General features: G+C 64.6%; 27 protein-coding genes. 17 read left to right on the top strand and 10 right to left on the bottom strand.

The window, feature by feature from the left end; genetic code table 11:
* Positions 1-44: 44 nt before the first annotated feature.
* Positions 45-1,034: an MBL fold metallo-hydrolase gene (locus tag ACSFC7_RS16135; protein ID WP_436343847.1), complete on the bottom strand. Its 990-nt coding sequence runs from the start codon at positions 1,032-1,034 to the stop codon at positions 45-47.
* A gap of 145 nt (positions 1,035-1,179) precedes the next feature.
* On the opposite strand from ACSFC7_RS16135, the gene ACSFC7_RS16130 reads away from it, so the two are divergent.
* Positions 1,180-1,548: a sensory rhodopsin transducer gene (locus ACSFC7_RS16130; protein WP_436343846.1), complete on the top strand. Its 369-nt coding sequence runs from the start codon at positions 1,180-1,182 to the stop codon at positions 1,546-1,548.
* An 80-nt stretch (positions 1,549-1,628) separates the two neighbouring features.
* Here the strand turns inward: ACSFC7_RS16130 and ACSFC7_RS16125 are convergent, their stop codons facing one another.
* On the bottom strand, positions 1,629-2,186 hold the full coding sequence (locus tag ACSFC7_RS16125; RefSeq protein ID WP_436343845.1) for a DUF5806 family protein: 558 nt from the start codon (positions 2,184-2,186) through the stop codon (positions 1,629-1,631).
* A 404-nt stretch (positions 2,187-2,590) separates the two neighbouring features.
* On the opposite strand from ACSFC7_RS16125, the gene ACSFC7_RS16120 reads away from it, so the two are divergent.
* The 4 genes from ACSFC7_RS16120 to ACSFC7_RS16105 all read left to right on the top strand — a co-directional run bounded on the left by ACSFC7_RS16120 (position 2,591) and on the right by ACSFC7_RS16105 (position 6,039).
* Complete coding sequence (locus ACSFC7_RS16120) at positions 2,591-2,761, top strand: ribbon-helix-helix domain-containing protein (protein ID WP_436343844.1); 171 nt, start codon at positions 2,591-2,593, stop codon at positions 2,759-2,761.
* A 397-nt stretch (positions 2,762-3,158) separates the two neighbouring features.
* On the top strand, positions 3,159-4,442 hold the full coding sequence (locus ACSFC7_RS16115) for a cation:proton antiporter domain-containing protein (protein ID WP_436343843.1): 1,284 nt from the start codon (positions 3,159-3,161) through the stop codon (positions 4,440-4,442).
* Positions 4,443-4,609: 167 nt separating this feature from the next.
* A complete protein-coding gene (locus ACSFC7_RS16110) occupies positions 4,610-5,113 on the top strand; it encodes a hypothetical protein (protein ID WP_436343842.1) in 504 nt (167 codons plus the stop codon).
* 65 nt (positions 5,114-5,178) lie between these two features.
* Entirely contained in the window at positions 5,179-6,039 is an 861-nt protein-coding gene (locus ACSFC7_RS16105; protein ID WP_436343841.1) for a universal stress protein, read from the top strand.
* 147 nt (positions 6,040-6,186) lie between these two features.
* Here ACSFC7_RS16105 and ACSFC7_RS16100 read toward each other — a convergent pair whose 3' ends face one another.
* From ACSFC7_RS16100 to ACSFC7_RS16090, 3 genes are all read right to left on the bottom strand, one after another.
* Complete coding sequence (locus ACSFC7_RS16100; protein ID WP_436343840.1) at positions 6,187-6,447, bottom strand: hypothetical protein; 261 nt, start codon at positions 6,445-6,447, stop codon at positions 6,187-6,189.
* Between the two features lie 150 nt (positions 6,448-6,597).
* Entirely contained in the window at positions 6,598-7,017 is a 420-nt protein-coding gene (locus ACSFC7_RS16095) for a hypothetical protein (protein ID WP_436343839.1), read from the bottom strand.
* A gap of 432 nt (positions 7,018-7,449) precedes the next feature.
* Positions 7,450-8,907, bottom strand: coding sequence for a DEAD/DEAH box helicase (locus ACSFC7_RS16090; RefSeq protein ID WP_436343838.1), 1,458 nt, complete (start codon positions 8,905-8,907; stop codon positions 7,450-7,452).
* 165 nt (positions 8,908-9,072) lie between these two features.
* Here ACSFC7_RS16090 and grpE point away from each other — a divergent pair, with 165 nt between their 5' ends.
* From grpE to dnaJ, 3 genes are all read left to right on the top strand, one after another.
* On the top strand, positions 9,073-10,227 hold the full coding sequence (gene grpE / locus ACSFC7_RS16085; RefSeq protein ID WP_436343837.1) for a nucleotide exchange factor GrpE: 1,155 nt from the start codon (positions 9,073-9,075) through the stop codon (positions 10,225-10,227).
* Between the two features lie 190 nt (positions 10,228-10,417).
* Positions 10,418-12,340 (top strand): molecular chaperone DnaK, encoded by a 1,923-nt coding sequence (gene dnaK, locus ACSFC7_RS16080; protein WP_436343836.1) that lies wholly within the window; start codon positions 10,418-10,420, stop codon positions 12,338-12,340.
* A gap of 346 nt (positions 12,341-12,686) precedes the next feature.
* On the top strand, positions 12,687-13,859 hold the full coding sequence (gene dnaJ, locus ACSFC7_RS16075) for a molecular chaperone DnaJ (RefSeq protein WP_436343835.1): 1,173 nt from the start codon (positions 12,687-12,689) through the stop codon (positions 13,857-13,859).
* 75 nt (positions 13,860-13,934) lie between these two features.
* Here the strand turns inward: dnaJ and ACSFC7_RS16070 are convergent, their stop codons facing one another.
* Positions 13,935-14,240, bottom strand: a complete 306-nt coding sequence (locus tag ACSFC7_RS16070; protein ID WP_436343834.1) for a hypothetical protein — start codon at positions 14,238-14,240, stop codon at positions 13,935-13,937.
* Positions 14,241-14,357: 117 nt separating this feature from the next.
* Between ACSFC7_RS16070 and ACSFC7_RS16065 the strand changes: the two genes are divergently transcribed.
* The 4 genes from ACSFC7_RS16065 (at position 14,358) to ACSFC7_RS16050 (ending at position 18,084) form a co-directional block, all read left to right on the top strand.
* The gene (locus ACSFC7_RS16065) at positions 14,358-14,957 is read left to right on the top strand and encodes a DJ-1/PfpI family protein (protein ID WP_436343833.1); all 600 of its coding nucleotides are present in this window, start codon (positions 14,358-14,360) and stop codon (positions 14,955-14,957) included.
* A gap of 173 nt (positions 14,958-15,130) precedes the next feature.
* Positions 15,131-15,883, top strand: a complete 753-nt coding sequence (locus ACSFC7_RS16060) for a hypothetical protein (protein ID WP_436343832.1) — start codon at positions 15,131-15,133, stop codon at positions 15,881-15,883.
* Positions 15,884-15,961: 78 nt separating this feature from the next.
* Entirely contained in the window at positions 15,962-16,507 is a 546-nt protein-coding gene (hpt, locus tag ACSFC7_RS16055; RefSeq protein ID WP_436343831.1) for a hypoxanthine/guanine phosphoribosyltransferase, read from the top strand.
* Between the two features lie 161 nt (positions 16,508-16,668).
* Positions 16,669-18,084 carry a uracil-xanthine permease family protein gene (locus ACSFC7_RS16050; protein WP_436343830.1) on the top strand — a complete coding sequence of 472 codons (1,416 nt, stop codon included), beginning with the start codon at positions 16,669-16,671 and terminating at the stop codon, positions 18,082-18,084.
* A 36-nt stretch (positions 18,085-18,120) separates the two neighbouring features.
* On the opposite strand, the gene ACSFC7_RS16045 is transcribed toward ACSFC7_RS16050, so the two are convergent.
* Both ACSFC7_RS16045 and ACSFC7_RS16040 read right to left on the bottom strand, forming a co-directional pair.
* Complete coding sequence (locus ACSFC7_RS16045) at positions 18,121-18,951, bottom strand: phosphosulfolactate synthase (RefSeq protein ID WP_436343829.1); 831 nt, start codon at positions 18,949-18,951, stop codon at positions 18,121-18,123.
* Positions 18,952-19,049: 98 nt separating this feature from the next.
* A complete protein-coding gene (locus ACSFC7_RS16040; RefSeq protein WP_436343828.1) occupies positions 19,050-20,396 on the bottom strand; it encodes an MmgE/PrpD family protein in 1,347 nt (448 codons plus the stop codon).
* Between the two features lie 136 nt (positions 20,397-20,532).
* Between ACSFC7_RS16040 and ACSFC7_RS16035 the strand changes: the two genes are divergently transcribed.
* The 4 genes from ACSFC7_RS16035 to ACSFC7_RS16020 all read left to right on the top strand — a co-directional run bounded on the left by ACSFC7_RS16035 (position 20,533) and on the right by ACSFC7_RS16020 (position 22,928).
* Complete coding sequence (locus ACSFC7_RS16035; protein WP_436343827.1) at positions 20,533-20,742, top strand: hypothetical protein; 210 nt, start codon at positions 20,533-20,535, stop codon at positions 20,740-20,742.
* Positions 20,743-20,891: 149 nt separating this feature from the next.
* Positions 20,892-21,449 carry an FAD-dependent oxidoreductase gene (locus ACSFC7_RS16030; protein ID WP_436343826.1) on the top strand — a complete coding sequence of 186 codons (558 nt, stop codon included), beginning with the start codon at positions 20,892-20,894 and terminating at the stop codon, positions 21,447-21,449.
* A gap of 104 nt (positions 21,450-21,553) precedes the next feature.
* The gene (locus tag ACSFC7_RS16025) at positions 21,554-22,078 is read left to right on the top strand and encodes a ferritin-like domain-containing protein (protein WP_436343825.1); all 525 of its coding nucleotides are present in this window, start codon (positions 21,554-21,556) and stop codon (positions 22,076-22,078) included.
* Between the two features lie 7 nt (positions 22,079-22,085).
* Positions 22,086-22,928: an alpha/beta fold hydrolase gene (locus tag ACSFC7_RS16020; RefSeq protein WP_436343824.1), complete on the top strand. Its 843-nt coding sequence runs from the start codon at positions 22,086-22,088 to the stop codon at positions 22,926-22,928.
* A 60-nt stretch (positions 22,929-22,988) separates the two neighbouring features.
* Here the strand turns inward: ACSFC7_RS16020 and ACSFC7_RS16015 are convergent, their stop codons facing one another.
* Together ACSFC7_RS16015 and ACSFC7_RS16010 are read right to left on the bottom strand one after the other, a co-directional pair.
* On the bottom strand, positions 22,989-24,203 hold the full coding sequence (locus ACSFC7_RS16015) for a DUF418 domain-containing protein (protein ID WP_436343823.1): 1,215 nt from the start codon (positions 24,201-24,203) through the stop codon (positions 22,989-22,991).
* Positions 24,204-24,287: 84 nt separating this feature from the next.
* Positions 24,288-25,412 (bottom strand): alpha/beta fold hydrolase, encoded by a 1,125-nt coding sequence (locus tag ACSFC7_RS16010; RefSeq protein WP_436343822.1) that lies wholly within the window; start codon positions 25,410-25,412, stop codon positions 24,288-24,290.
* Between the two features lie 138 nt (positions 25,413-25,550).
* Between ACSFC7_RS16010 and ACSFC7_RS16005 the strand changes: the two genes are divergently transcribed.
* Positions 25,551-25,832 carry a ubiquitin-like small modifier protein 1 gene (locus ACSFC7_RS16005; RefSeq protein WP_436343821.1) on the top strand — a complete coding sequence of 94 codons (282 nt, stop codon included), beginning with the start codon at positions 25,551-25,553 and terminating at the stop codon, positions 25,830-25,832.
* Positions 25,833-25,876: the final 44 nt, after the last annotated feature.

The following is a 25,876-nucleotide window of genomic DNA, read 5'->3' as shown; positions in this document are numbered from 1 at the left end:
GCTCCCGTTTACTGTTACGGCTCCGAGCACTCGTCGATTTACTGTTACGGCTCCGAGCACTCGTCGAGGACGACGATACCGGGACCCAAATTGGTCACCTCGAGGTGCCCCGTACGTCCGTTCATACGGTTCTCCCGCGTGTCGACGACGGTCCCGTCGGGATAGACGTCGAGCAGGTCTCGGAGGACGACGATCCGACCGTCGTACTCGTCGCGGACGGTCTCGAGCGCCGTCTCGAGGTCGTCAGGATCGTCGCGACCGATATGCGACAGGACGAGCGTTCCGACGCCGGCCTCTCGGGCGTTTCGGCCGCACTCGCTCGCGGACGGGTGGAGGTCCGTCTTCGGTCCCTCGGCGTCGTCCTCGAGCAACCGGTGGTGGACGAGGACGTCGGTCTGGCGAGCGATCCTCGGTACGTTCCCCGTCTCGGCGGCGTAATCGCCGGTGAACGTGAACGACCGCCCATCGTAGGCCACCCGGTAGGCGAGCGTCGGAATCTCCCCGTGGACGACGGGAATCGCGTCGACGGTGAGGCCGTCCCGTTCGTAGATCCGCACCGCATCGTCGTTCTCTCCGGGGATGGCGTCGACCTCGGTGACCGGGAGGTCGAGTTCGCCGTCCGCGTACCGCTCGACGAAGTCGGACAGGTAGCCGTACGCACCCGTCTCCTCGTCGAACAGCCGCGAGAGCCAGGTCTCGGTTCCCGGGTGCTCCGGCGTCCCCGCGGGTCCGTACACCGCCAGCGGTCGGTCGCCGCGGCCCTGCTGGTACGCGGCCTTGACGACCGCCGGGAAGTCGGCCGTGTGATCGACGTGGAGGTGGCCGAGGAAGACCGCGTCCACCGCAGTCAGGTCGATTCGAGCATCGCTGAGTCGCGCGGCGGTTCCGCCGCCGGCGTCCACCAGCAGCGCCGGGTCGCCGTCGACGCGAACGACGTAGCCGACGGACGCGCGCTCGTTGTCCAGTGTCGATGCGCCCGTCCCGAGGGCGGTGACGCAGAAGCCGTCGCTATCGCCTGCGTCGGTGTCGGCCATACGGGTACCTCGTTCGGGACGGCCCTAAGGCTCGAGCCTGCGCGTTCCTGACCGCCGCTCGTCCGAGCCGTTCGTTTCGATACCCGCCTGAGGGTACAAGCCGGTGTGTTATCTGCATCTCCGTCGTTCTCCCCGGTGAGAACCGATGACCGGCAAACGCACGTGGGCGATCCCGGAGGGGTACATCCCCGAGGAGAGCACCGGCCCCGAACCGGAGATGGAGAGCCACGAGACCGTCTGCATTCTGAATACGACCGACGAGGACGCCACCGTCGAGATCACGGTCTACTTCACCGATCGCGGGCCGATCGGACCGTTCGAGCGGACCGTCCCCGCGGAGCGAACCAGTCACGTCCGGTTCAACGAACTCGAGGAGCCCGAAGCGATCCCGAAAGGCGAGGACTTCGCGAGCGTGATCGAATCGGACGTGCCGGTCGTCTGCCAGCACACGCGACTCGACTCGCGACAGGCCGAGAACGCGCTGCTCACCACGGTCGCGCATCCGATCGAGTGATCGCGGCCCAGGAACCGAGAGACGAACAATCCGTAGCCGAACAGTCGGTCGAGGAGGAGACGAACTGGTCCGAGAGCGCCTCATTCGGATTCGATCGCGTCTTCACCGAGTCGCTCGCCGCAGTTCGGACAGCGGTCGTACCGGAGTTCGAGGCTCGCCCGATGGACGTCCTCCATCGCCGCTCTGACCCGTTCTTCCGCGTCCAGTTCGGTCTCGTGCGAGAGGGAGGCGCCTTCGACTTCGATCAGAAACCGCGCGACCTCCGTCGCCTCGTAGGCGATGTCGTCCAGTTCATCGGCCGTGAAGAAATCGGAGTAGGCGCCGTAGAGGAACGTCGCACCCGCTTTTCGAACCTTCTTCTCGAAGGATTTTCGCGACTGGTAGACGGCCTGGCGCGTGTACTGGTCGTCCATGAAGGGAACGAGGTCGGGGAGGTTCTCCCCGACGGTCGTCATCTCGATACCCGTTCCGGTCCGAAAGTCGGCACAGAGGCGAGCGACCGCCCACTCGCGGGCCGTGAAGGCGACGCGATCGCGAAGGAACTCGCTGACGCGGTCGTACTCGGCGCCCTCGAGTCGCTCGAACCGGTCGTCGTCTGATGCGTTGCTCCGGGAGGCTGGCTGCGTATCTTCGGGCATGGTTTTTTCCTGCGGTTGCCCGCGTCACGTTCAGGGGCCGAACGAGGATAACGCTGTCCGTCGGGCCCGGAATCGCGCGTTCCGGTCCGCCCCGTTGCCGATCGATCGGTCGACGTTCCGCGACGACCGGAACCGGCATCTTCCCACCCGTCTACACTTGCATCGTCCTGTTTCACTTCCACTCCGCTACGCGAGCCCTTTTTACTGGCCGTCCCCTCCTCGTCACATGGTCCTCGCGATAAGTAGAACGGGACTCAGAGCCGCGGGAGCCGAGACGAGACCGCCGTCGCGTCCGGATCGCGACCGGAACGAGGTGACCGAAGCTGTCGCGTAGTTCGCCGTCCGACGATATCGTAGCCGAACCCAACCACTCCCGACTGGAGGATAGGGAGACGCTCGAGCGCGTGACGTTCCGAGCCACCGACGAGCAACTCGCCGCCCTCGAATCGCTCGTCGACGCCGACGTGTACCACTCCCGGAGCGAAGCGCTCCGTGCCGGGGTGCAACAGCTCCTCGAGCGACACCGCGGGTCCGAAACCGACCGCGACGATCGGGTCGGTTCGGCCTCGAAATAGCCTCCCGAACGTATCTGACGCGGGTTCGGTTGCGATGCGCCGAACACCTGCGCTTCACGCCGTCGCGCTCCGGGACGTTCGTAAGGGTACCCGTTCAACTGGACCGCGGTCGTCAGGACCATCGAACACTCGAAGACGCCGCTGATCACGTGGCGGTCGACGAGCCACGCCGCGGCCCGCTCGAGGTCGCGATCGAGCCAGAAGGCGTTGACCATCGACCGGAGATACGCGGACGGGTAGAGAGTAGTCCCACCGGCGCTGCTACTGTTACGACCGCGCGCATGACGGGCACGACAGTCGCAGGCCGAACTCCTATTCCGTTTATCGGCGAATGAACCGTTATACGCTCCCATTTACGGGAGTTTCAGGTCCTGTACCGACGTTCGGAGCCGAGACTATGCAAGAGCTCAACATCGCGCTCGTCACGATCGGTGGGCTGACGTTGGCGTTGAGTCTCGTCGCGGGACTGATGCGAAACAAGGTATACTTCCTTTCGGAGCCGATGGCGTCGGTGCTCCTCGGGATCGTGATCGGACCCTTCGGCCTAGGGCTGGTCAGCCTCTCACACTGGGGCGATCCGTTCACGATCATGGAACAGTTCGCCCGCCTCACCGTCGGCCTGGCCGTCATGGCCGCCGCGCTCCGTCTCCCCCAACGGTACCTCCGGACACACGCGCGATCGATGGCGGCGGTCCTCGTCCCCGGAATGATCAGCATGTGGCTCGTCAGCGGGGGACTCGTCTATCTCTTTCTGGGCGTTCCGCTCTGGATCGCGCTGCTCATCGGGGCGATCATCACTCCCACGGACCCGGTCCTCGCCGGAACGATCGTCACGGGCACTACCGCAGAGCAGTACATTCCGGAGTCGATCCGGAACCTCCTCACCGGCGAGTCTGGAGCCAACGACGGACTCGCGTACCCGCTCGTTTTCCTTCCGATTCTAGTACTCCAGCATCCGCCCCAGCGGGCGATCACCGACTGGCTGGTCTCGACGCTCCTCTGGGAAGTCGGCGCCGCCGTGCTCGTCGGCGCGGCGATCGGCGCGGCCGCCGGCTGGATCGAACGCGAGTTCCACGAACACGAACTCCTCGAGGAGACGTCGCTACTGAGCGTCACCGTCGCGCTCACGTTCGCCGTGCTGGGCGGCGTCAAGTTACTTGGCAGCGACGGTATCCTCGCGGCCTTCGTCGCCGGACTGTTGTTCAATCAGTTCGCCGACGCTACCGACGAAGCCGACGAACAGAAGGTCCAGGAGACGGTGCTCCGCCTGTTCACGTTCCCGATCTTCGTGTTCTTCGGTATCGCGCTGCCAGTCGACCAGTGGGTTTCGCTCGGCTGGGCCGGCGTGGCCCTCGCGGCCGGCATCTTGCTCCTGCGTCGACTGCCGATGACGGTGATCTTCCGGCGGACGGTCCGGCCGATCGACGGTGATCACGACTCGCTGTTCGCGGGCTGGTTCGGCCCCATCGGGATCGCGGCGCTCTTCTACGCGACGGTCGCCCACCGAATACTGGGCAACGAGATCATCTGGGGGGCGGCCAGTCTCGTCATCGCGAGTTCGGTGCTGGTCCACGGGATCACGGCCACGCCGTTTACGAAGCTGTACGGCCACGCGATCGATCGCGTCCAGACACAGTCGTCGGACGGGAGCGATCAATCGTCGGCGTTCTCGGAGGGATGAGCGAGCGTCCGGAGTATGGCCGTTTCGATGCGTTCTTCTTTACTATGAATGGGTAGGTAAATGCGGACTCGAGACGGACGATCGTCCGTGTACTCGGTCATTGATCCCCTCGAACGGGCTCGATTTCGACAGACGAGTATCGGCACTACTTGGTCCGTCGTAGTCCGATGAGCTGGTACAATCCGATCGGTCGAAATCTCGGGATGGTTCTGACCAAGTTCGCCGCCGTAGTCGCGAGTCTCGCGATCGTCTCGATCGTCTGGGAGGAGTACTACGCGATCCCGGCCGAACTCCTGTCGGCCGCGATCGTCTACGTCATCGGTCGCGTACTGATGTACGCCGCATCGGAAGCCGAGGAGACGTCGTCCGCACAGGCGTTCGCGTCCGCAGCGGTCGTCTGGCTCGTCGTCGGACTGCTCAGTTCGCTCCCGTTCGCGTTCATCGCGGGAACCATCGCCCTCGAGCCGAACTTCGTCGCGACGCCGCCGGTGAACGCGACGATGCGCGCATTGCTCTCGCCGAGCAACGCCTTGTTCGAGGGATTCAGCGGGATCACCGGGACGGGACTATCGGTGACTTTCCGGCCGTCACGTTGCTGCTCTCCGGGCGGTATCCCCACGTATACGGTGCCTCAGACACCTTCGCTTTCTCGTATTACCAACTACTGGTAAGGGACGTCCCGCTCTGCTGGCAGGTCGAACAGGTATACCGGTCCGGAACGTAGTCAAGGATCGCCATGTACGATCGAATTCTCGTTCCAGTCGACGGGAGCGATTCGGCGACGGCGGCGCTGGACCACGCGCTCGAGATTGCCGGCGATCACGACGCGACCGTCACCCTTCTCTACGTTGCAGACACGAACGAGCCGAGTCAAACCCGTCTCGGTACTAACGTCGTGGACGTTCTAGAACGCGAAGGCGACGAGATCGTCTCGGACGCGCGGGAACGAGCCGCGGATAGCGACGTTCCCGCGACTACGGACGTCGTGCAGGGTGTACCCCACGACGCGATCGTCGACTACGCCGAGACGAAGGATGTCGATCTCGTGGCAATGGGGACCCACGCCCGAGGCAGTCTCGAGCGATACGTTGTCGGAAGCGTCGCCGAACGCATCGTCAACGCGGCGCCGATGCCGGTACTGACGGTTCGTGCGATTGATGACGCCCCGACCTATCCGTACGAGTCCGTCCTGGTCCCGACCGACGGAAGCGAGCACGCAGCGGTCGCACTGCAACTAGGAGCAGACGTGGCGAACCGGAACCGCGCCACGCTCCATCTCCTCTCGGTTCTGGAGGACCAACTCTTCGGATCGATCACCGACCAGACCGAACGCCAGAACCGAGCGGCGGATCTCCTCTTAGATGCCGAATCGACGGCGATCGACGCGGGTGCCGACGACGTCGTGACCGCGATCAAGTCCGGATCGGTCCCGCGGCGGATCACCACGTATGCTGACGGGGAGGGAGTCGATCTCATCGTGATGGGAACTCACGGCCGAACGGGGCTCGATGAACATCTCCTCGGGAGTATCACTGAACGAGTCCTTCGCACCGCGTCAGTCCCCGTGTTGACGACGAACCGATCACCGGAATCGTAGGGTGGGAAACTCGCGACCGCGAGCGGTCACTCGAGGGTCACCTGCGAGCCGTTGGAGACTGGACGGCGAAGCGAACGCTCGAACTGTTCGGAAGAGAGAACTACACACGAGCACGAGGTGAGCTACGATGAGCCAACTAGAGAGTCCTTATGACTCGATCTTTTCGACGATCTCTTGGGCTTGCTCTTCGGCCTTGTCTTCTCCCACACTTTTCTTGATGAGAACGGATTCCACCTTCCAGTCATCACTATCTTCTTCTTGTCCCATCCGTACTTCACTCCCCTCGGAGACCGATTGGGCGGGATCCTCTGCCCAATCGGGCGTCCGAATTTCGTCGAATTGGTCCGGATCTCTAAATCGGACGTGAATGTAGTCCTCCTCCGTATCTACCTTGTTGACACCAACCATGTTTTAGCATAGCATTCGTGCGATAATAAGGGGAACGGCAGTATTAGCAAGGTGCGGTTTGCTCTCGCAGTAATTCACACGATATTTACGATTCCACTGTTTCCCACTCGACTAGCGCCTCCAGATCCCTCTCGCGGTCACGTCCGCTTATCATTCGTCGCTCTCGTCGGTGATCGATTCGATGACATTGGAGAGTCCGTGTCGACCAAATAGGACCACGAGAGATGCACCCAAGAGGTCGAAGACGATGTCTCCGATCGCGTCGAGTCGTCCGTAGTGGACGAGTAGTGGTTCGAACCCTCGCTGATCGGCGGTCGCGTGGATTCCGTACTCGAGTACCTCCCAGAGAACCCCGAAACCGAGAGTTACGCCCGTGATGACTGCCGGTCTGAATTTTGGCGAAAATTTCCCCCGGGGGTCCGCATCGGCCTCCGCTCGAAATGCTACATCTGTGGCTCCCGCGACGACGACGCCGGATAGCGTGTGCGCGAGGTGATCCCACCACCAGATCCGATCGTACGGACCCAGCATCCCCAGCGTGTGGACTAATGCCGCTACCGAGACCCACAATCGTTGCCACGGTTGGAAACGGACACCGTATCTGTTCTCGAGGCATCTCGGCATTGCCGCAAACAGAAGGGAGAGGATGCCATTGACGATCACGCTCGGATCACGCCGACGGACGCCTTCGACGAGTGCGATGACGATAGCGAATCGAAGACCGTGATTCGCGGTCCGTTCGGTATCGTTCCGTCTCCGCGAACGGAACCAGGTTACGAGGGCAGTGATCATGAAGAGCGGATGTCTCTGTTTATTGCCGAATTGCTATAGATGCTGGGTCCCCTCAATTCCATTAAAATCGCGTATTACGACACGAAGAGCGGTACCAACGCTCGACTCTTAGATGGGACTTCCTTGAAAATACCATCCGAAGGTGCGAACAATCGAAGAAATAAACCGCGTACAGATCGTATTACCAACGACTGCGATACTAACTGACCATCAGTCGCGGCGACGCCTCGCAACCCGTTCTTCACCGGTGTTTTCGGAGATAATCTCGTAGAGGATCGCCCGACCGCCGTCCGCTTTTGGACGGAGGATCCGCCCGAGGCGCTGGACGAACTCCCGTTCGCTGCCGCTGCCCGAGAGGACGACGGCGACCGACGCGTCCGGGACGTCGACCCCTTCGTCGAGGACGTTCGAGGTCGCGATTCGCCCGTACGTGCCGTCGCGGAACCGCTCGAGGATCTCCCTGCGCTCCGCGGCCCCAGTCTGGTGGGTGATCGTCGGCATCAGAAATCGCTCGCTCACGTCGTACGCGAGGTCGTTGTGGGCGGTGAAGACGATCGTCCGATCGTCACGGTGGTCGGCCAGAATCTCCTCGAGCGCCTCGAGTTTGGCCGCGCTGCCGTACATGATCTCGCGAGCGCGCTGGCGGGCGAGCAGCGCCTCGCGAGCCTCGGGATCGTTGCCGGAGCGCTTGACGAGTTCCTGATAGTCGGACCCGCTCTGCATCTGGATGCCCGACCGCGCCAGGTAGTCCGTAAACACCTCCTGTACTCGCTCGTACTCCTCGCGTTCGTCGGGCGTGAGCGCCACCTCGAGTCGCTTCAGGTCGTAGTTCGCGAGGTGATCGCCCGCCAACTCGTCGACGTCGACGCGGTGGACGAGCGAGCCGACGATCTGTTCGATGATCTCGTGGGCGTCGTCCGGGCGCTCGAACGTCGCCGTAAGTCCCAGTCGGGCGGGGGCGGCGAGCAGGCGAGCGATTTCGCGATAGCCCTCGCCGCCGAGGTGGTGGACCTCGTCGAAGACGACGAACCCGAATCGATCTCCCACCGAATCGGCCTTCAGGTACGCCGAGTCGTACGTCGAGACCGTGATCGGCTCGAGGCGCTGCTCGCCGCCGCCGAAGCGCCCGATATCGCCGTCGAACTCGCGCTCGAGTTCGCGTTGCCACTGGTCGAGCAGGTCGATCGTCGGGACGACCACGAGCGTCGGCACCGAGAGCCGTTCGATCGCTTTCAGGGCGATGACCGTCTTCCCGCTGCCCGTCGGGAGTTCGAGGACGCCCGCGGGCGCGGTAGCAATCGGGCTGCCGTCCGCAGCGTTCTCCCCACATCGATCCGTCTCGAGCCACGTCTCGAGCGCAGTCTTCTGATACGCGCGAAGTTCGTACGCCGACTCGAGAGGTGGGAGGGAGTCGAGGGCGAGCACGCGGTCGTCGATTCGATCCGGTTCGGCCGCAGCGTCCAGCAGGGCCGCTCGGAGCACTGCGTAGCGAAACGCGGGCGCGCGCCAGCCGTCGGTCCGCGGATCGCTCTCGAGGTCGGGGACCGACTTCCGGAGGGGTGATGGGGCGACGGACGACTCCTCGAGTCCGTCGATTCGGACGGTGCCGTCCTCGTAGCGGAGCGTAATCGACGTCGAATCCGACTGCTCGTTGCTGGGCCGGGTCACGGTGAACGGTCGGAGCGGGACGACCAAATACTGTCGGACTGCCGACGGACGCAGTCGGAGCGTGCCGACGAACGCGGTCGGCGTGTGTCGACGGTTGTCGTGGAAATCGAGGGCCGTCGGACCCCTACCTCAACCCTTTTATTACCGGTGTTCCTTGACTGGCACATGAGCGAAGACGAGGGCACGAACTCCTCAGCCCAGGGTGTCCCGTCCGAGGAGCGATCCGACGACGGCGAGATGATCGACGGCGAATCCGCCTCGGCAGGCACGGACGAGTCGGACGCCGAACCGGCCCCTGCTGGCGACTCCGAATCGGACGGGGACGACTCGAGCGTCGCTGTGACGGACGCTGCCGAGGAATCCGACGGCGAGTCGTCCGCGGCGCCCCAGACGAGCGAGGACATTCAGCGACTGCTCGACGACGTGACCGAGTACGACGACGAACTCGCACAGCAGGTCAGCGCCGTCGTCGACGAGGCCCGCGACCTGAACGGCACCGTCTCCCACCAGCGCGAGGAACTCGAGGATCTCACCGAGCGCGTCGAGGAACAGGCCGAGACCATCGGGGAGTTACAGGACGAACTCGAGGCGCGGGAGGAACGGGTCGACGAGTACGAGGAGGAGGTCGAGGACCTGAAGAGCCGACTCAAGCGCAAACAGGCCGACTTCCAGAACTACAAGAAGCGGGCCAAAAAGCGCCAGCAGCAGATCAAGGACCGAGCGACCGAGGACCTCGTCGAACGGCTGCTCGGCGTCCGCGACAACCTGAAACGCGCCCTCGAGGAGGACAGCGACGACGCGGAGAGCCTGCGCGACGGCGTCGACATGACGCTGCGCGAGTTCGACCGCATCCTCGAGGACGAGAACGTCTCGGAGATCGATCCCGACCCCGGCACCGCGACCGACCCGCAGCGCCACGAGGTCATGATGCAGGTCGACAGCGCCCAGCCGGAAGGGACCATCGCCGATGTCTACACGCCCGGCTACGAGATGGGCGACAAGGTCATCCAGAACGCACAGGTGACGGTTTCGAACGGCGAACTCGAGGCCGAGGAGGGGACAGCGGCAAACGAAAGCGACACTGCCGGCGTGGATGACGACGCCGAGGAGACCGAGGGAGCGTCCGGAGCATCGGACGCGGACGCAGACTCCAACGGCGACGACGCGGCGGCCGCCGACGAATCCGAGGAACCGGCCGACGAGGAGGACGCGGCGATCGAACTCGGCGGCGAGGTCGCGGACGACGAGTCCACGGATGCCGAAGCGAACGGTGGGGACGACGCGGACGGTGCCACCGACTCCGACGAAACTGCCAACTGAGGGATCGGTCGGCCGCTCGACGCCCGGTCATTCACGACAGCCGACACCATATTATCGTCTCCAAAGTCGATTCTACTCGGTGCGTTTCAGACCCTGAGCGTGGCGTCTCCGGGCGTTTCGGTGGATTTTATTCGGCTCACGATACTGCCTAGTAACCTTTAAAACAAAGTGCGCACAATAGCCTGCCACGATGGCGAGCAACAAGATTCTCGGAATTGACCTTGGGACGACGAACAGCGCGTTCGCGGTGATGGAAGGTGGCGATCCGGAGATCATCGTCAACGCCGAAGGCGAACGGACGACACCCTCCGTCGTCGCCTTTACCGACGACGACGAGCGACTCGTCGGCAAACCGGCGAAGAATCAGGCGATTCAGAACCCCGAAAAGACGATCGCCTCGATCAAACGCCACATCGGCGAAGAGGACTATACCGTCGAGGTAGACGACGAGGAGTACACGCCGGAACAGATCTCGGCGATGATCCTCCAGAAGATCAAACGCGACGCCGAAGACTACCTCGGCGACGAGGTCGAGAAGGCCGTCATCACGGTCCCCGCGTACTTCTCCGACCGACAGCGCCAGGCGACCAAGGACGCCGGCGAGATCGCCGGCTTCGAGGTCGAACGCATCATCAACGAGCCGACGGCCGCGTCGATGGCCTACGGCCTCGACGACGACTCCGACCAGACCGTGCTCGTCTACGACCTCGGCGGCGGCACCTTCGACGTTTCTATTCTCGATCTCGGCGGCGGCGTCTACGAAGTCGTCGCGACCAACGGCGACAACGACCTCGGTGGCGACGACTGGGACGAGGCCATCATCGACTGGCTTGCCGACGAGTTCGAGGCCGAACACGGCATCGACCTGCGAGACGACCGACAGGCCCTCCAGCGGCTCAAGGACGCCGCCGAGGAGGCCAAGATCGAACTCTCGAGCCGAAAGGAGACCGAGATCAACCTGCCGTTCGTTACCGCGACCGACGACGGCCCGATCCACCTCGAGGAGAGCCTGACTCGCGCCAAGTTCGAGTCGCTCACGCAGGATCTCATCGACCGCACCGTCGAGCCGACCGAGCAGGCGCTCGAGGACGCGGGCTACGAGAAAGAGGATATCGACGAGGTTCTCCTCGTCGGTGGCTCGACACGAATGCCTCAGGTCGCGGAGAAGGTCGAAGATCTGACGGGCAAGGAACCCCAGAAGAACGTCAACCCAGACGAGGCAGTTTCCCTGGGCGCGGCGATTCAGGGCGGCGTCCTCGGCGGCGAGGTCGACGACATCGTGCTGCTCGACGTCACGCCGCTCTCGCTCGGTATCGAGGTCAAAGGAGGCCTCTTCGAGCGACTCATCGAGAAGAACACGACGATTCCGACCGAGGAGTCGAAGATCTTCACGACCGCGGCGGACAACCAGACTTCCGTTCAGGTTCGGGTCTTCCAAGGTGAGCGCGAACTGGCCGAGAAGAACGAGATGCTCGGCGAGTTCCACCTGACCGGCATCCCGCCAGCCCCCGCAGGTACGCCACAGATCGAAGTCACGTTCTCCATCGACGAGAACGGCATCGTCAACGTGAGCGCGGAGGACAAGGGCACCGGCACCAGCGAGGAGATCACCATCGAGGGCGGCGCCGGCCTCTCCGACACCGAGATCGAGAAGATGCAGGCCGAAGCCGAGAAACACGCCGAAGAGGACAAGGAGAAGCGCGAGCGCATCGAGGCCCGCAACACCGCCGAGGCCACGATCCAGCGCGCCGAGACGCTCCTCGAGGAGAACGAGGACGTCGACGACGATCTCCGCGGCGACATCGAGGCGGCCGTCGAGGACCTCGAGGAGACCATCGACGACAAGGACGCCGACGCCGAGGCTATCGAGGCCGCGACCGAGGACCTGAGCAAGGAACTCCAGGAGATCGGCAAGCAGATCTACCAGGAGGCCGGTGCAGCGGGCGCTGGCGGTGCCGCAGGCGGCGCGGCCGGTGGCGCCGCGGGCGCAGGCCCCGGTGGCATGGGTGGCGGACCGAACCCAGGCCCAGACGGTGCTGCGGCTGGCGGCGACGAGGGCGAAGAGTTCGTCGATGCGGACTTCGAGGACGTTGAAGAAAACGACGAAGACTGAGTCGTTTTCTTCAGCCCGTCAGACGCAGTCTGACGACGTCGACGAAGACGAGGACTGAAGGGACGAGTCCTCGTCTGCCATCGAATCTCCGATTCGCGCTGTCAGAGGGCCTTACTTGTCGTCTTCGGCACATTGGAGTTTATCGTGGAGTAAATACGGAATTGGTACCGTAGCGGTCGAAGTGCAAGCGCTGCACCCGCGAGCGACCAGCGGGAGCGAGCGGCCTTTTTAGCGTAGATTTTTGCGCCGAGCGGTGAGTGAGCGAAGCGAGCGAACCCGAGGCGGAAAAAGGTACTTCCGGAACGTTCGTTTCAAGTGGCTCAACCGAGTATCGGTTCGATAACGAATGAGCGAGGACTTCTACGACGCACTCGGCGTGAGCCCTGATGCGTCGACCGAGGACATCAAACAGGCGTACCGGAAGAAGGCCACGGAGTACCATCCGGACGTCAGCGACGACCCCGACGCCGAGGAGAAGTTCAAGAGAATCCAGAAGGCGAAGCAGGTCCTCACGGACGAGGAAAAGCGCAAGGCGTACGACCGGATGGGCCACGACCGCTACGAGCAAGCCGAGAAACACGGCTTCGACGCCGGCGAAGCAGGTGGCGCCGGCGGCATGGGTGGCGGTCCGTTCGGCGGCATGGGCGGCGGCGGCGGTGGGATGGGCGGCGGCGGTCTCGGTGACATCTTCGAACAGGTTTTCGGCGGCGGTGGCGGCGGCCGCGGCCGGCGTCGCCCGCGAAAGGGTCGGGACCTTCGAACCGAACTCCGAATCGACCTCGAGGAGGCCTACGACGGCGTTGAAAAGCAGTTCACCGTCGAACGGCCGGAGGAGTGTGACACCTGTGCGGGCGAGGGACACCCGCCCGATGCGGATTCGCGGACCTGTCCCGAGTGTCAGGGCCGCGGACAGGTGACCCAGGTCCAGCAGACGCCGCTGGGCCGCGTCCAGCAGACGACTGCGTGTCCCCGCTGTGAGGGCGACGGGACGCTGTACTCCGAGACCTGCGGCGACTGTCGCGGCGAGGGCTACGTCCGGAACGAGGCCTCGCTGACCGTCGACGTCCCGGAGGGCATTCAGGAGGGCCAGACGCTCCGGATGGAAGGCGAGGGCGCACCCAGTCCCGAGGGCGGTCGTCACGGCGACCTGCTCATCGACGTCTCGATCCGCGAGCACGAGGAGTTCGAACGCGACGGCGACGACCTCCAGTATCGCCTCCCCATCTCGTTCCCGCAGGCGACGTTCGGCGACACCGTCGAGGTGCCCACCCTCGACGGCGCTGCGGAGTTCGAGATCCCGAAGGGCACCCAGAGCGGCGAGACGTTCCGCCTCGAGGGCAAGGGGATGCCCCGCCTCCGCCGTCGCGGGCACGGGGATCTCTACGTGCAGGTCCAGATCGTCACGCCCGACAGCCTGAACGAGGAACAGCGCGACGCGCTCGAGGCGTTCGCCGAGGCCGGCGGCGACGAGATCGAAGTCAAAGAGGGTTTCTTCGAGAAGATCAAGCGGGCGTTCTAGATCGGCGACGGACTGAAGTCCGGTTCTCGCTCGGCTCCCGGTTTCGCGACAAGGAACTCGAGAGTCGCCTCGGACTCACTGCTGTCGTTCGTCGAAATGATCCTCGCACAGCACGTGATAGACGGTGTCGTCGGGAACGACCTCTCCGGCCGGCGTCTCTTTTAATAGCGTGATGCCGTAGTCTGCCTCTTCCTCGCAGTCGACGCACGTTCCGCGCTCGCCGTCTCTGCCGCCGCTTCTGAACTTCGTCCCGTCGGTTCGCAGTTCGGCGCAGTCCTGACAGAGCCGCCACCGGCGGTCCGCATCCGAGAGGTCGAAGATGTGGTACTGCATCTTGTGCTGGTCGAACGGAACCGCCACGTTGCAGAACTGACAGTCCATAGCGAACGGTGCGGCACGCACCGTTGTAACGGTGACACACGAATGCTAATGGTGATGAGTTTCACGGTACCGTGCAACACAGACTATGGTCGCTGCGACCGTACGCTCGAGCGTTCCATGACAGCACAACAGATCCTGCTCCTCGCCGGCGACTACGTCGAGGACTACGAGATAATGGTCCCGTTTCAGGCCCTGCAGATGGTCGGCCACGAGGTCCACGCGGTCTGCCCCGAAAAGGAAGCTGGCGACAGCTGTCCGACCGCGATCCACGATTTCGAGGGCGATCAGACCTACACCGAGAAGCCGGGGCACAATTTCGAACTGAATCACGACTTCGACGGCGTCGACCCCGCCGAGTACGACGCGCTCGTGGTTCCCGGCGGCCGCGCGCCCGAGTATCTCCGGACGTACGACGAGGTCCTCGAGATCACCCGCCACTTCTTCGAGGAAGACAAACCCGTCGCCGCGCTGTGTCACGGCGTCCAGATTCTCGCCGCCGCGGACGTCCTCGAGGGCCGAACCTGCACCGGCTATCCGGCACTCGAGGCGGACGTCCGAATCGCTGGAGGCGACTGGACGGACGGCGTCACGCGCGAGGGGAACCTCGTGACGGGACAGGCCTGGCCGGACCACCCCGAGTGGCTCGCCGAGTTCCTCGAGTGTCTCGGTACCGAGATCGATCACCAGGACACCGCTCCCGCGGCGGCGGACGACTAACGGAGCGTCGACTGCCGGTCAACGGCGGTACCGGCGGGCGAACTTCGGCCGGAGCCACCACGGACGGCGGTCACACTCCCGTCACCGCCAGCACCGCCATACGACGGGCATCGGCGACACCACCGCTGACTCGAGTCGGCGTCCTTTTTTCGGCCGGGCCTCGAGTCACGCACATGACCGCCGAGACAGTGGACGACCTGCTCACGCGCGACCTCCGGGACGATCGCACGGCGCTCGTGGACACGACGGGCCGGGAGTTCGACAATCACTGGCTGTGTACGACGTCCTGGAAGGCCGGGAACTTCCTGCGGCACGCGGGCGTCCGGAAGGACGTCACCGTCGGCATCGTCGGGGAGGGACCGCTCTCCCTGCTCGCGTTCTTCGGTACGACGCTCCTCGAGGGGGCGACGCGGTTCGACCCGCCGACCGATCTCGCGGACGAGGACGATTTCAGGGCCCTCGTCGCCCCGGTCACCGATCTCGAGTCCGGCGATTACGCCCTCCCGCGCGGCTCCCAGCGGGTCGGCTACGGGCAGAAACCCGAGGAACCCGACATCCACCACTTCGACGCCGGCGTCTGGAGCGAGAATCCCGCCTTCCCGCCGCTGGATATCGACCCCGAGACGACGCTTCTGACCGACGGCGAGCGGACCGCGAGTCACGGCGCGGCGCTCGAGACGGCCGGCGACGTAGTCGAGGCGTACGGACTCGAGGCCGGCGACCGCGTCGTCGTCCGCGATTCCCTCGCGGATCCTCGAGTCGTCGTCGCGGGCGTCCTCGCACCGATGCTCGCGGAGGGGGTGATCGTTCTCGCCGGCGACGAGGACGAGAGCGAGACGGCCGTCGAGCGCGGCGAATACGGACTCTCGAGCGAGTCGGTAGCCGAGCCGAATCGGATCGAACCGAGCGCGGTTTCGCTCGAGTGAACGGCCGCGGACGGACGACTCGGTCTCGAGCAGACGCGAGAACGAACCGCTTTTGCCGCGATTCGCCCAATCAGCGGCATGGAGAAACTCCTCGCGTCGCTCGACGACGCGCCGATCATCGACAAAGACGGCTACGAGTACCTCGTTCACCCGATCAGCAACGGCGTTCCGATGCTCGATCCGGCCCTCCTGCGGGAGGTCGTCATCGAAGTCATGCAGACGGCCGATCTGGACGTCGACAAGATCGTCGCCCCGGAGGCGATGGGGATCCACCTCGCGACCGCCCTCTCGCTCCAGACCGACATCCCGCTGGTCGTGATCCGCAAGCGGCCGTACGGCCTCGAGGGTGAGGTCTCGTTACACCAGCAGACCGGCTACTCGGAGTCGGAGATGTACATCAACGACGTCGAATCGGGGGACCGCGTTCTCATCGTCGACGACATGCTCTCGACGGGTGGAACGCTAGCGTCCATCTGTACCGCGCTGGACGACATCGGCGCCGAGATCGTCGACATCGTCGTCGTCATGCGGAAAGTCGGACCGTCCGCACTCGACGAGACGGCGTTCGAGGCGACGAGCCTCATCGATATCACCGTCGAAGACGGCGAAGTGACGGTCCACTAACCGTCCCGATTTCGATCGTCGAGTGCTGGATCGTCCACCGGCATCTCGGCGTCGGTCCCGGTTTTGTGCACGTTTGTGATTATATTGGGTCGCTGTTGGACTCGTAATGAGCGTATATACGAGACTTTTTGTACTCCGACTCGGTACGGAGCGGGTATAGCATGTCGAACGATACGGACGGGGGCATTCAACTGGAATACGGAGTCGACGATAGACCGCCGTGGCCGAAGTCGATCCTGCTGGGCTTGCAACACGTCGCGGTGATGATCGTGCCGGCGACGGCGGTGGCGTACGTCGTCGCGGGCGGGGTCGGCCTCGGCGCCGCGGATACGGCTTACATCGTGCAGATGGTCCTGCTGTTCTCGGGACTGGCGACCGTAATACAGGCCTACACCGTCGGCCCGGTCGGCGCGCGACTGCCCATCGTCATGGGCTCGAGTTTCACCTTCGTCGGCGCGTCGATATCGATCGGCGCGGACCTCGGAATGGCCGCCGTCTTCGGTGCGATCCTCGTCACCGGATTCGCGGTCGAGGGACTCATCGGCTGGCAGTTCAAACGTATCAAACCCTTCTTCCCGCCGCTCGTCACCGGGCTCGTCGTCGTCATCATCGGTCTCTACCTCATCCCCGTCGGAATGGAGTACGCCGCCGGCGGCGCCGCCGCCGAGGCGGCGGGCGAACTCGGCGCGCTTCACCACATCGGACTGGCCGCGCTCGTGCTGGCCATCGCCGTTGGTCTCAACCTGTTCACGCGAGGTGTTACGCGACTGTTGAGCATCCTCGTCGCGATCGTCGTCGGCTACGTTGTCGCCGTCGTCCCGTACGCGTTCTTCGGTTTCGGCCCCGAACTCGTCGACTTTTCGGCCGTCGGCGACGTCGCCTGGGTCGCCGTTCCGTCGCCCACCCGATTCGGCTTCGAGTTCGAGCCGATCGCGATCGTCACGTTCGCCTTCCTCTTTCTCGTCTCCGCGATGGAGACCGTCGGCGACATGTCCGGCGTCACGGCCGCCGAAGGGCGAAACCCGACGGACGAGGAGTTCCGCGGCGGGCTGTTCAACGACGGCCTGCTGAGTTCGATCGGCGCCGTCTTCGCCGCGTTCCCGATCACGTCGTTCTCCCAGAACGTCGGCATCGTCTCCTTTACGGGCGTGATGAGCCGCCACGTCGTCGGGATCTGCGGCGCGATCCTCGCGCTGCTCGGACTGAGCCCGAAGGTGGGCGCCGTCGTCACGACGATTCCCAGCGCCGTCTTCGGCGGCGCCGTCTTGCTCATGGCCGGCATGGTCGCCGCCAGTGGCGTCCGGCTGATCGTCCAGCACACCGACTTCGACCGCCGAAACATGGTCATCGTCGCCGTCTCGCTCGGCCTCGGACTCGGCGTCGCGACGACCCCCGAAGCGCTCGAGGGACTTCCGAACGCGGCGGAGACGTTCTTCGGTCAACCCGTCATTCTGACCGCGCTGTCGGCGCTGGTGCTCAACACGCTCGTTCCCGGCGAGCAGAGCCCGCTGTTCGACGTCGTCCCCGAAGGCGATTCCGCGGAGCCAGAGCCCGCTGTCGGTCCGAGCGACGATTGAGGATCGTTTCGCCGGTCGCTATCCTATCGGCTCACGTCAGTCGTCATCTCGTTCGTAGCTCGCGATCCGCCCCCACGAGGACTTCTTGCCCCACAGCCCCGAGCGCATACACTCGAGTTCGACGATCTGGGAGTTGTCGACGAAGAGGTTCACCTTCGGGCCGAACTGCTTGATGTACCACTCGAAGACCTCGGGGTCCGCGGCTTCGAAGACGCAGTTCTCGACGCCGAGGCCGTCCGCTATTTTGAAGGCCACGTCGGTCCGCCAGTCGCGCACCTGCTCGGTGATCCCCTCCGACTCGACCATGATCTTGTACGCGCCCGCCTCGAGGTGGCGCTTCCCCTCCTCGATCGCGCTCGTCGGATCGATCGCCGTCTCGGACTCGAGTTCCTCGACGCTCGAGGCACCCCCGGCGCCGAACTGGACGTTGATCTCCGGTTTGGCCTTCAGCCCGTGGTCCTGGACGAGTTCCGTGAGTTGGACCATATCTTCGACGTCGATGGCGAGGAACCCGCTCGAGACCTCGACGATATCGAAGCCGATATCGGCGGCTTCTTCGACGTAGCGTTCGACCTGCTCGTAGTCCCGAATCAGGACGTGCTCGATGAAGCCGCCCGTCGAGACGAGTACGTCGTGTTCGTGGCAGATTCCGATCAGCTCCTCGACGGCGTCTTCGGGCATCAGCGCGAACGATCCGCCGGAGAACTTGTAGATGTCGACGTACTCGCCCATCGTCTCGAGGACGTCTCGCAGCTCTCGCGGCCCCATCGGATCGTAGTACGGGCCGCGAATCTCGGTGATGCCGTTCTCTCGGGGCTTTTCCTCGCGTTCGTTGACGTGCAGGAAGTCGAATGCGCGATCGGACATACGACCGCTCACCACGACCACCGCCAAAACGCTACCACGTTGCCTGAGAAAGGCGGGCGACCCGACGGGGCAGAGCTCTCGACGCGGTCGTGAGCCGGTCAGGCGAGCAGCGCCGTCAGCTCCGAAACGTCGTGCTCCTCGAGGGATTCGATCATCTCGACGATGTCGTCGCGCCGATCGTCCGCGAGGTGCCCGTCCGTAATCGCGTCGAACTTCGCCTCCAGACCGTCCCAGCCGATCGGGTCGATCGGGTGACCGCGGAAGGCGTCCTTTTCGATCCGGTACGTGGTGCCGTCGTCCGTCGTCACGTCGATGAGGGCCGGCATCTCGCCGTTTTCGAAGCGCTCGGTGAGTTCGGGGTCCTCGTTCACGTCGACGACGCGGAGCAACGCTTGAACGTCCTCGCTCCGGATGCGCTCGGGTTCGTACTGCTCCAGAGAGAGGTCCCGGTCGATCAGCGCCACTGCGAGCATGTACGGCAGCGAGTGGTCCGCCTGCGCCCTGTTCTCGACCTCGTATCGGTTCCCCTCGCCGCCCCCGATGATGAGTTTCGCACCGGCGAAGGTATCGAGTTTGACCCCCGCGATGTCGTCCGGGTCGAGATTTTCCCGCTCGGCGAGTTCGACCACGCCTTCGACGGCCGACTGGGCGTACGTTTCCGCGACGTACCGCTTGGTCATCACGTCGTGGACGCGTTCGCCGGGCGTCGGATCGACGTCGAAATCCCCCGAGATCACCTCTTTCCACCCCTTCTGCCCGTCGAAGAGGTTCCGCGGACCGTCCATTCCGTTCTTCGCGAGCATCGCCGAGTAGACCGCGTTACGAGCCGCGTTCGCCGACGCGATGCCCTTCCACTCGTTGATCCTGCCCGTTCGGGTCACCCGCAAGGCGTTGTGAGCGGTTCCCGCGATACCGATGGCGTTTCGGGTTTCCTCGAGGTCGAGTCCGAGGAGCTTCGACGCGCCGGCGACCGCCGAAATGACGGTGTGGGTGACGTGATCGAATCCCCGATCTCGAACGGGCGCGTTCCACGCGAGTTCGGCCTGAATCTCGTAGGCGATCGCGAGCCCCACGAGCAGGTCCTTGCCGGACCGATCGGCGTACTCTCCCGCGGCGACGACCGCCCCGATGTTGTCGCTCGGGTGGGGCGTCTCGTTGGGCGCGAGAAACGAATCCATGTAATCGAGGTACCGAGTCAGCGCCGTGTTGTGCATCGCCGCCTGTACCGGCGAGGCGGCGGCGTCCCGGCCCCAGAGCGTGCACTCTCCCTCCGTCTCGAGGTCGTTCACGGTCCGGTACACCACCTGTGTCGGATCGGCTACCTCCGCGGCGATGGCGATGCCGACCGAGTCGAGAACGCGGCGTTTCAGCGCGTCCCGAGTCTCCGGCGAAAGGTCGTCGTAGTCGGTTTCCTGGACGAATTCGGCGAGTTCGAGCGTCGTCATACGGCTAGTCACCAGCAGTACCGTCAAACGTCTTGGCGTGGGCTGTGCAACGAGCCGGTAGCGGTTACTCGGATTTCGACGCGGTCCACGGCTTGCTCCCGTAACGTGAGCACGTCGAAGGTACCGTACGACGCGTGTGCCGAATCGAGTGCCGTTCTACTACCTCTCACACGGTCCGAACCAGGCTCCCTTCGCGAATCCGGAGACCGTCCGAGCGATCGGCTCGACGACGATCCTGCTCTCGGCCGTGGTACTCGGGAGTTCGGCGACGCCGATCATCGAAAAGACGCTCGGAGAGGAACGTCCGGAACTCGAGGAGACGATCGGTGAAGAGCGTCCGAGTTGACCGAGGGAGACGGAGATCGAGCGGTGGACTCGATCAACACGGGATCGAAGGACCCCGCCACTGGAGGAGAAGCGCTAACATCCTCGAATTCGGTACAATCGGGTTCTCGTGAGGAATTTTTTATCCAGCCGTTCGTCGTTACCCCGAATATGCCAGACGTTGCAATCGTCGGCGGCGGCGCTGCCGGACTGAGCGCAGCACTCTTCACCGCAAAGAACAGCCTCGAGACGGTCGTCTTCGACACCGACGAGACGTGGATGCACAAGGCGCACCTGTTTAACTACCCCGGAATCCGGAGCATCAGCGGCAGCGAGTTCATGGAACTGACGCGCGGGCAGGTCCGGGACCGCGGCGCTGACGTCCGCGTGGGCGAGGAAGTGACCGACGTCGAACCCACCGGCGACGGCTTCCACGTCGAGACCGAAGACGGCGAGTACGACGCCGACTACGTCGTCCTCGCGACGGGCGCGGATCGCTCGATGGCCGAGGACCTCGAGGTAGATTTCGACGACGACGGAACCGTCGACGTCGACCTCGACACGGAGACGAGCATCGAGAACCTGTACGCGACGGGCGCGATGGTCCGGGACGAGGAGTGGCAGGCCGTCATCGCCGCGGGCGACGGCGCCTCGGCGGCGCTGGACATCCTCAGCAAGGAGAAGGGCGAACACTTCCACGACTTCGACGTCCCCGACGACGTGGCGTAGTCCGAATCGAGTCGCGCTCGAGTCCGGACGGGGTTCGATCGTTCGCCACGAAGCCTGCGTGTTCGGGGCCCACGACTATGGCTCTGTTCGGCGGAAACCGACGTATGGAAACCAGTGTCGACCGAATCGACGACCTCGAGGAGCTGTTCCACCACAAGCTCGCCCAGCTGTACTACACGGAGCAGGAACTCGTCGAGGCGTTAGACGAGATGGCGATCAACACGACCAACGATCGGATGGCCGAGGGGTTCGCGGACCACCGCGACGAGACCCGGACGCACGTCCAGCGCCTCGAGGAGGTCTTCGCAGCCCTCGACCGGCCGGCGGAGCGCCGCGAGGATCCCGTCCTCGACGCGCTCGAGCAGGAGCGGACGACGTTAGAGGACGCCATTCAGGACGACGACATGCTGGACATGGCCTACCTGACCGCCGGGATGATGACCGAGCGCATCGAGATGACGGCCTACGAGGGGCTGACGTCGATGGCGAACAAACTCGAGTACGACGACGAGATCCGGAAGCCGCTCGAGTCGAACTACGACGAGGAGCAGTCGGCGTACCGCGAACTCTCCGCGATGGAGACCGCGTCGGACATGAAGTCGCTGTGGGATCGCCTGACGCCGTCGTAACCCCACAGTGATCCACAGCGATACCGGGACGCTCCCCGGCGGGCACCCCTACGCGAGCGTCGGTGACGGACCTCGAGCGCTCGTCGTCATGCCCGGCTTCGGCGACGCGATGTTCTCCGGTCGCTACCCGCCGTTTTCGGGCTTGGCGATCGCACCGTACTTCGCCCGGTATCTCGACGACTACCGGGTCTACGTGCTCAGTCGGCCGCGGGAACTCCCGCCGGGATACGACGAAGGCGACGCCGTCGAGTCGCACGCTCGAGCGTTCGAACCGATCGCCGACTCGCACGACGGCGTCGACGCCATCGGCATCTCGATGGGCGGACTGATCGCGCAGGCGCTCGCTCGTCGGGAGCCCGACCCGATCGACCGACTCGTCATCGCGAACAGCGCCTGTCGGCTCGACGACGACGCCCGTTCGGCAGTCCGGCAGTTCGAGCGCTACGCTCGCGAGGGTGACTGGGCGTCGATCCGCTCGAAACTGGCCGCGGCGATGTTCTCGGACGGCCGCGCGATGGCGTACCCGCCCGTGCTCCAGACGATCGGTCGGTTCGTCCAGCCGCGGCCCGCCGAGCCCGCCGACGTCTGGCGCTCGCTCGAGTTCATCCTGGAGTTCGACGGCTGCGACCGACTCGAGGCGATCGACCAGCCGACGCTCGTCTTCAGCGGCGAGCGAGACCCGTACTTCACGGCCGAACTCGCCCGCGAAACGGCCGCCGGACTGCCGAACGGGCAACTCGAACTCGTCGCCGGCGCGAAACACGGCGCCTTCCACGAGCGGAAGGCGACGTTCGACTCGCGGGTTCGAGAATTTCTCGAGCGGCCGTATTCGACAGTGCTCGAGAGGTGACAGACGGTCCCGTCTCGTTCGGGAGCCACAGCCGCCGTACACGCGAGCGTCGCGCCGTCATCACCTCTCAGTCCGGTCGAGCCGGAGCGGCGGGCGCGTCCCGTACGTGAGTACGCGCCACAGCCACTCCATCGGGCCGAACCGGAAGTACCGAAGCCAGAGCACCGAGAGCGGAATCTGTATTGCCCAGATGGCCACCACGATACCGAGCGCCTCGACTCGAGACACCTGCCCGAACAGCCCGAGTCCGTGTCCGTAGAAGATCGACGTGGCGAGCACCGTTTGCAGGATGTAGTTGCTGAACGCGGTCCGACCGACGGCCGCCAGCGCCCGGGTCGCGACTCCCTCGGGACGCCGCCGACAGTACAGCATGACCGCACCGACGTACGCGCCGGCGAGGGGGAGGCTCCCCCAGTAGTTGAACTGGCGCCAGAACAGTGCCGTCCCGGCGCTCCAGTCGCTCACCTGAATGTACCAGACGCCGACGAGAACGACGGAGAGACCGCTGACAGCGCCGATCCCGATCAGCCGGCGGTAGAACCGCGACGGACGATCGTTCGTCAGGACGCCCCACCTGAACAGCGCCATCCCGAGCAGCATCGATCCGCTCACGCGAAACGCAGTGTACCCCAGAAATCCCGACGTCTGTCGCTGGAACGCTGCCGGAACCCGGTGTTCCATCTGGGTTAGCCACCCGCTTCGGTACGTTTCGACTTCGGCCCGAAGAGCCGTCTCCGGCGGTCGCCACGTGCTCGCGAGCGCAGTCGGATCCACGGTCAGCCCCGACAGCACTTCGATGACGGACGGAATCAGCAGCAGGAGGACCCCCAGACGTGCCAGCTCCCGCGGTGGACGGTCGCGAAGGACGACGACGCCGAACGCACAGACGCCGTACGCGACGAGAATATCACCGTACCAGAGCAAGTAGGCGTGCCCAAGGCCGAATGCGACGAGCCATCCGAACCGCCGGACGTGTAACCCGAGCGAGGAACGTCCCCGCTTCTCGACGCTCCGAGTGAACAGCACGATGCCGGCGCCGAACAGAAACGTAAACAACGTGATGAACTTCCCCTCCACGAAGACGTGTCCGACGAACCAGACCCAGTAGTTTCCTCCGGACAGATCACCGTACGTCGTCGGATTGGACAGGACTACCTCGGGCATCGAAAACACCCGAATATTGATCACTAGAATGCCGAGAAGCGCGACTCCGCGGAGCGCATCGAGGCCGACGATACGCTCCGACGGCGACGTGGGACCGTTCTCGGAACTCATCGCGTCCCTCTCTCGTAGTGTGGCCGACAGGAAATGCCTTTCCCGCCGTCCGCCTTCGGTCCCGATTCCCCGAGACGGACGCGGTCACGACGGCGCGCTCTCGTCCGCCCCGGTCCGCCTCGAGAGCCACTCGCGAACCTGCGGCCAGCCCGCCTCGTGGGCCTCGGCGGCGATCGAGGTGCCGACGTGACCGGTCGGAAACTCGAGGACGGTCGTGTCCTCGCTGGGAATCGCCTCGAGAAAGGGAACGCTCGCGTCCCGCGGAACGAACTGGTCCTCGCGGCCGAGGACGAGCGAGACCGGCACGTCGATTCGCTCGAGGTCGACGTCCCGACCGTTCAGTCGCCACGTGCCCTCGAGCAACCGGTTCTCGAGCAGGAGTTCCTCGATGAACTCCCGGTAGGCGGTCCCGGGGAGGCGCGGGCCGCCCCGAAGCCACGATAGTTTGCGGCCGTACTTCTCGACGTACGCGTCGTCGTCGAACCGATCCCAGAGTCGAAGCGGGTTCGTGACGGTGTACTCGACGGGTTTTCGGAGGGCGAGCGCGACCTCGAGCAGCGGCGTCGGAACGGTGTCGAAGGCGTCCGCGACCTGCTGGGGATCGTGGTTGGCAGCCAGTTTCCGAAAGAGGTCCATTCCGGTAACGTCGTCGGCGTCTGCGGCCCCATCGGTGGGATCGAACGACAGCGGGGGACCCTGAAGGACCAACGTGCGAACGCTGTCGGGATACAATCCGACGTAGCCGGCGACCAGCGGGGCGGTCGTCGAGTAGCCGTGCAGATGGACCGCGTCCGCGCCCGTCTCCTCGCGAACGAACTCGACGCAGTCGGAGAGGAACCTGTCGACGTAGTCGCCGAGTCCCAGCGAGCGGTCGATCGGCGAGGGATCGCCCCACTCGACGAGGTAGACGGGAAATCCGTCCTCGAGAAACGAGCGGACGACGCTCCGGTCCGCGGCGAAGTCGAGAATCGACGGATCGTTGATGAACGGATACGCGATGACCAGTGGGACGTCCCGTTCCCCGTCGGCGGGCACCTGCCGTTCGTACCGCCGGAGCGCCACCGGCCCTTCCTCGTAGACGACTTCGGAGGGCGTCATGCCGGGATCCGCGGTCGCGATCTGAGCCGCACGAAGCGGTGCCTGGCCGAGCTTCGCCGGTGTTCGCGCCGCCCTGTTCGCGACCTGTCGGTAGAACTCGCACGGGTCCATTGGCGGGTGAGTGACCCGTACAGGTCGGAAAGCCATGAGGCGTCTCCCTGCACTGTCCGCGATCGCCGGCGTCGGGGTTGTCCACTAGCCGTCCGTGGAACCGTCGAGTTCGAGAGCTACCGCGTCGAACGCCGCGCCGTGCAACTCGAGTGCGTCTTCTTCGGCTCGTTTCGCGACGCCGTCGGAGAGAAGACCGTCCGCTACGAGACGGACGCCGAGAGCGTGGGGGAGTTCCTCCTCGCCCTCGAGTCGACGTACCCCGATCTCGAGGGGCGACTCGTGTCCGACGACGGGAACGAACTGGTGAGAAAGGCGGTCGTCACGAAGAACAAACGAGACGTGACGCACATCGACGGTCTCGAGACGGAATTCGAGGAGACGGACGTGATTCGGCTGGTACCGTCGGTGTACGGCGGCTGACTCGGTAGACAAACCGCGCGCCGATCGAATCCGTACCGGTACGC

Origin of the sequence: Natronorubrum halobium, assembly GCF_051351675.1 — an archaeon.
Classification (GTDB): Archaea; Halobacteriota; Halobacteria; order Halobacteriales; family Natrialbaceae; genus Natronorubrum.
The sequence above is the reverse complement of the archived record's forward strand: the minus strand, read 5'-3'. Positions and strand labels throughout refer to the sequence as shown.

Coding starts and splice junctions, on each gene's coding strand:
- ACSFC7_RS16060 (WP_436343832.1), top strand. CDS start 15,131: ATGACCGCCGAGACAGTGGACGACCTGCTCACGCGCGACCTCCGGGAC.
- ACSFC7_RS16115 (WP_436343843.1), top strand. CDS start 3,159: ATGCAAGAGCTCAACATCGCGCTCGTCACGATCGGTGGGCTGACGTTG.
- dnaK (WP_436343836.1), top strand. CDS start 10,418: ATGGCGAGCAACAAGATTCTCGGAATTGACCTTGGGACGACGAACAGC.
- dnaJ (WP_436343835.1), top strand. CDS start 12,687: ATGAGCGAGGACTTCTACGACGCACTCGGCGTGAGCCCTGATGCGTCG.
- ACSFC7_RS16040 (WP_436343828.1), bottom strand. CDS start 20,396: ATGACGACGCTCGAACTCGCCGAATTCGTCCAGGAAACCGACTACGAC.
- ACSFC7_RS16050 (WP_436343830.1), top strand. CDS start 16,669: ATGTCGAACGATACGGACGGGGGCATTCAACTGGAATACGGAGTCGAC.
- ACSFC7_RS16130 (WP_436343846.1), top strand. CDS start 1,180: ATGACCGGCAAACGCACGTGGGCGATCCCGGAGGGGTACATCCCCGAG.
- ACSFC7_RS16105 (WP_436343841.1), top strand. CDS start 5,179: ATGTACGATCGAATTCTCGTTCCAGTCGACGGGAGCGATTCGGCGACG.
- ACSFC7_RS16100 (WP_436343840.1), bottom strand. CDS start 6,447: ATGGTTGGTGTCAACAAGGTAGATACGGAGGAGGACTACATTCACGTC.
- ACSFC7_RS16030 (WP_436343826.1), top strand. CDS start 20,892: ATGCCAGACGTTGCAATCGTCGGCGGCGGCGCTGCCGGACTGAGCGCA.
- ACSFC7_RS16110 (WP_436343842.1), top strand. CDS start 4,610: ATGAGCTGGTACAATCCGATCGGTCGAAATCTCGGGATGGTTCTGACC.
- hpt (WP_436343831.1), top strand. CDS start 15,962: ATGGAGAAACTCCTCGCGTCGCTCGACGACGCGCCGATCATCGACAAA.
- ACSFC7_RS16015 (WP_436343823.1), bottom strand. CDS start 24,203: ATGAGTTCCGAGAACGGTCCCACGTCGCCGTCGGAGCGTATCGTCGGC.
- ACSFC7_RS16125 (WP_436343845.1), bottom strand. CDS start 2,186: ATGCCCGAAGATACGCAGCCAGCCTCCCGGAGCAACGCATCAGACGAC.
- ACSFC7_RS16070 (WP_436343834.1), bottom strand. CDS start 14,240: ATGGACTGTCAGTTCTGCAACGTGGCGGTTCCGTTCGACCAGCACAAG.
- ACSFC7_RS16025 (WP_436343825.1), top strand. CDS start 21,554: ATGGAAACCAGTGTCGACCGAATCGACGACCTCGAGGAGCTGTTCCAC.
- ACSFC7_RS16045 (WP_436343829.1), bottom strand. CDS start 18,951: ATGTCCGATCGCGCATTCGACTTCCTGCACGTCAACGAACGCGAGGAA.
- ACSFC7_RS16135 (WP_436343847.1), bottom strand. CDS start 1,034: ATGGCCGACACCGACGCAGGCGATAGCGACGGCTTCTGCGTCACCGCC.
- grpE (WP_436343837.1), top strand. CDS start 9,073: ATGAGCGAAGACGAGGGCACGAACTCCTCAGCCCAGGGTGTCCCGTCC.
- ACSFC7_RS16010 (WP_436343822.1), bottom strand. CDS start 25,412: ATGGACCCGTGCGAGTTCTACCGACAGGTCGCGAACAGGGCGGCGCGA.
- ACSFC7_RS16065 (WP_436343833.1), top strand. CDS start 14,358: ATGACAGCACAACAGATCCTGCTCCTCGCCGGCGACTACGTCGAGGAC.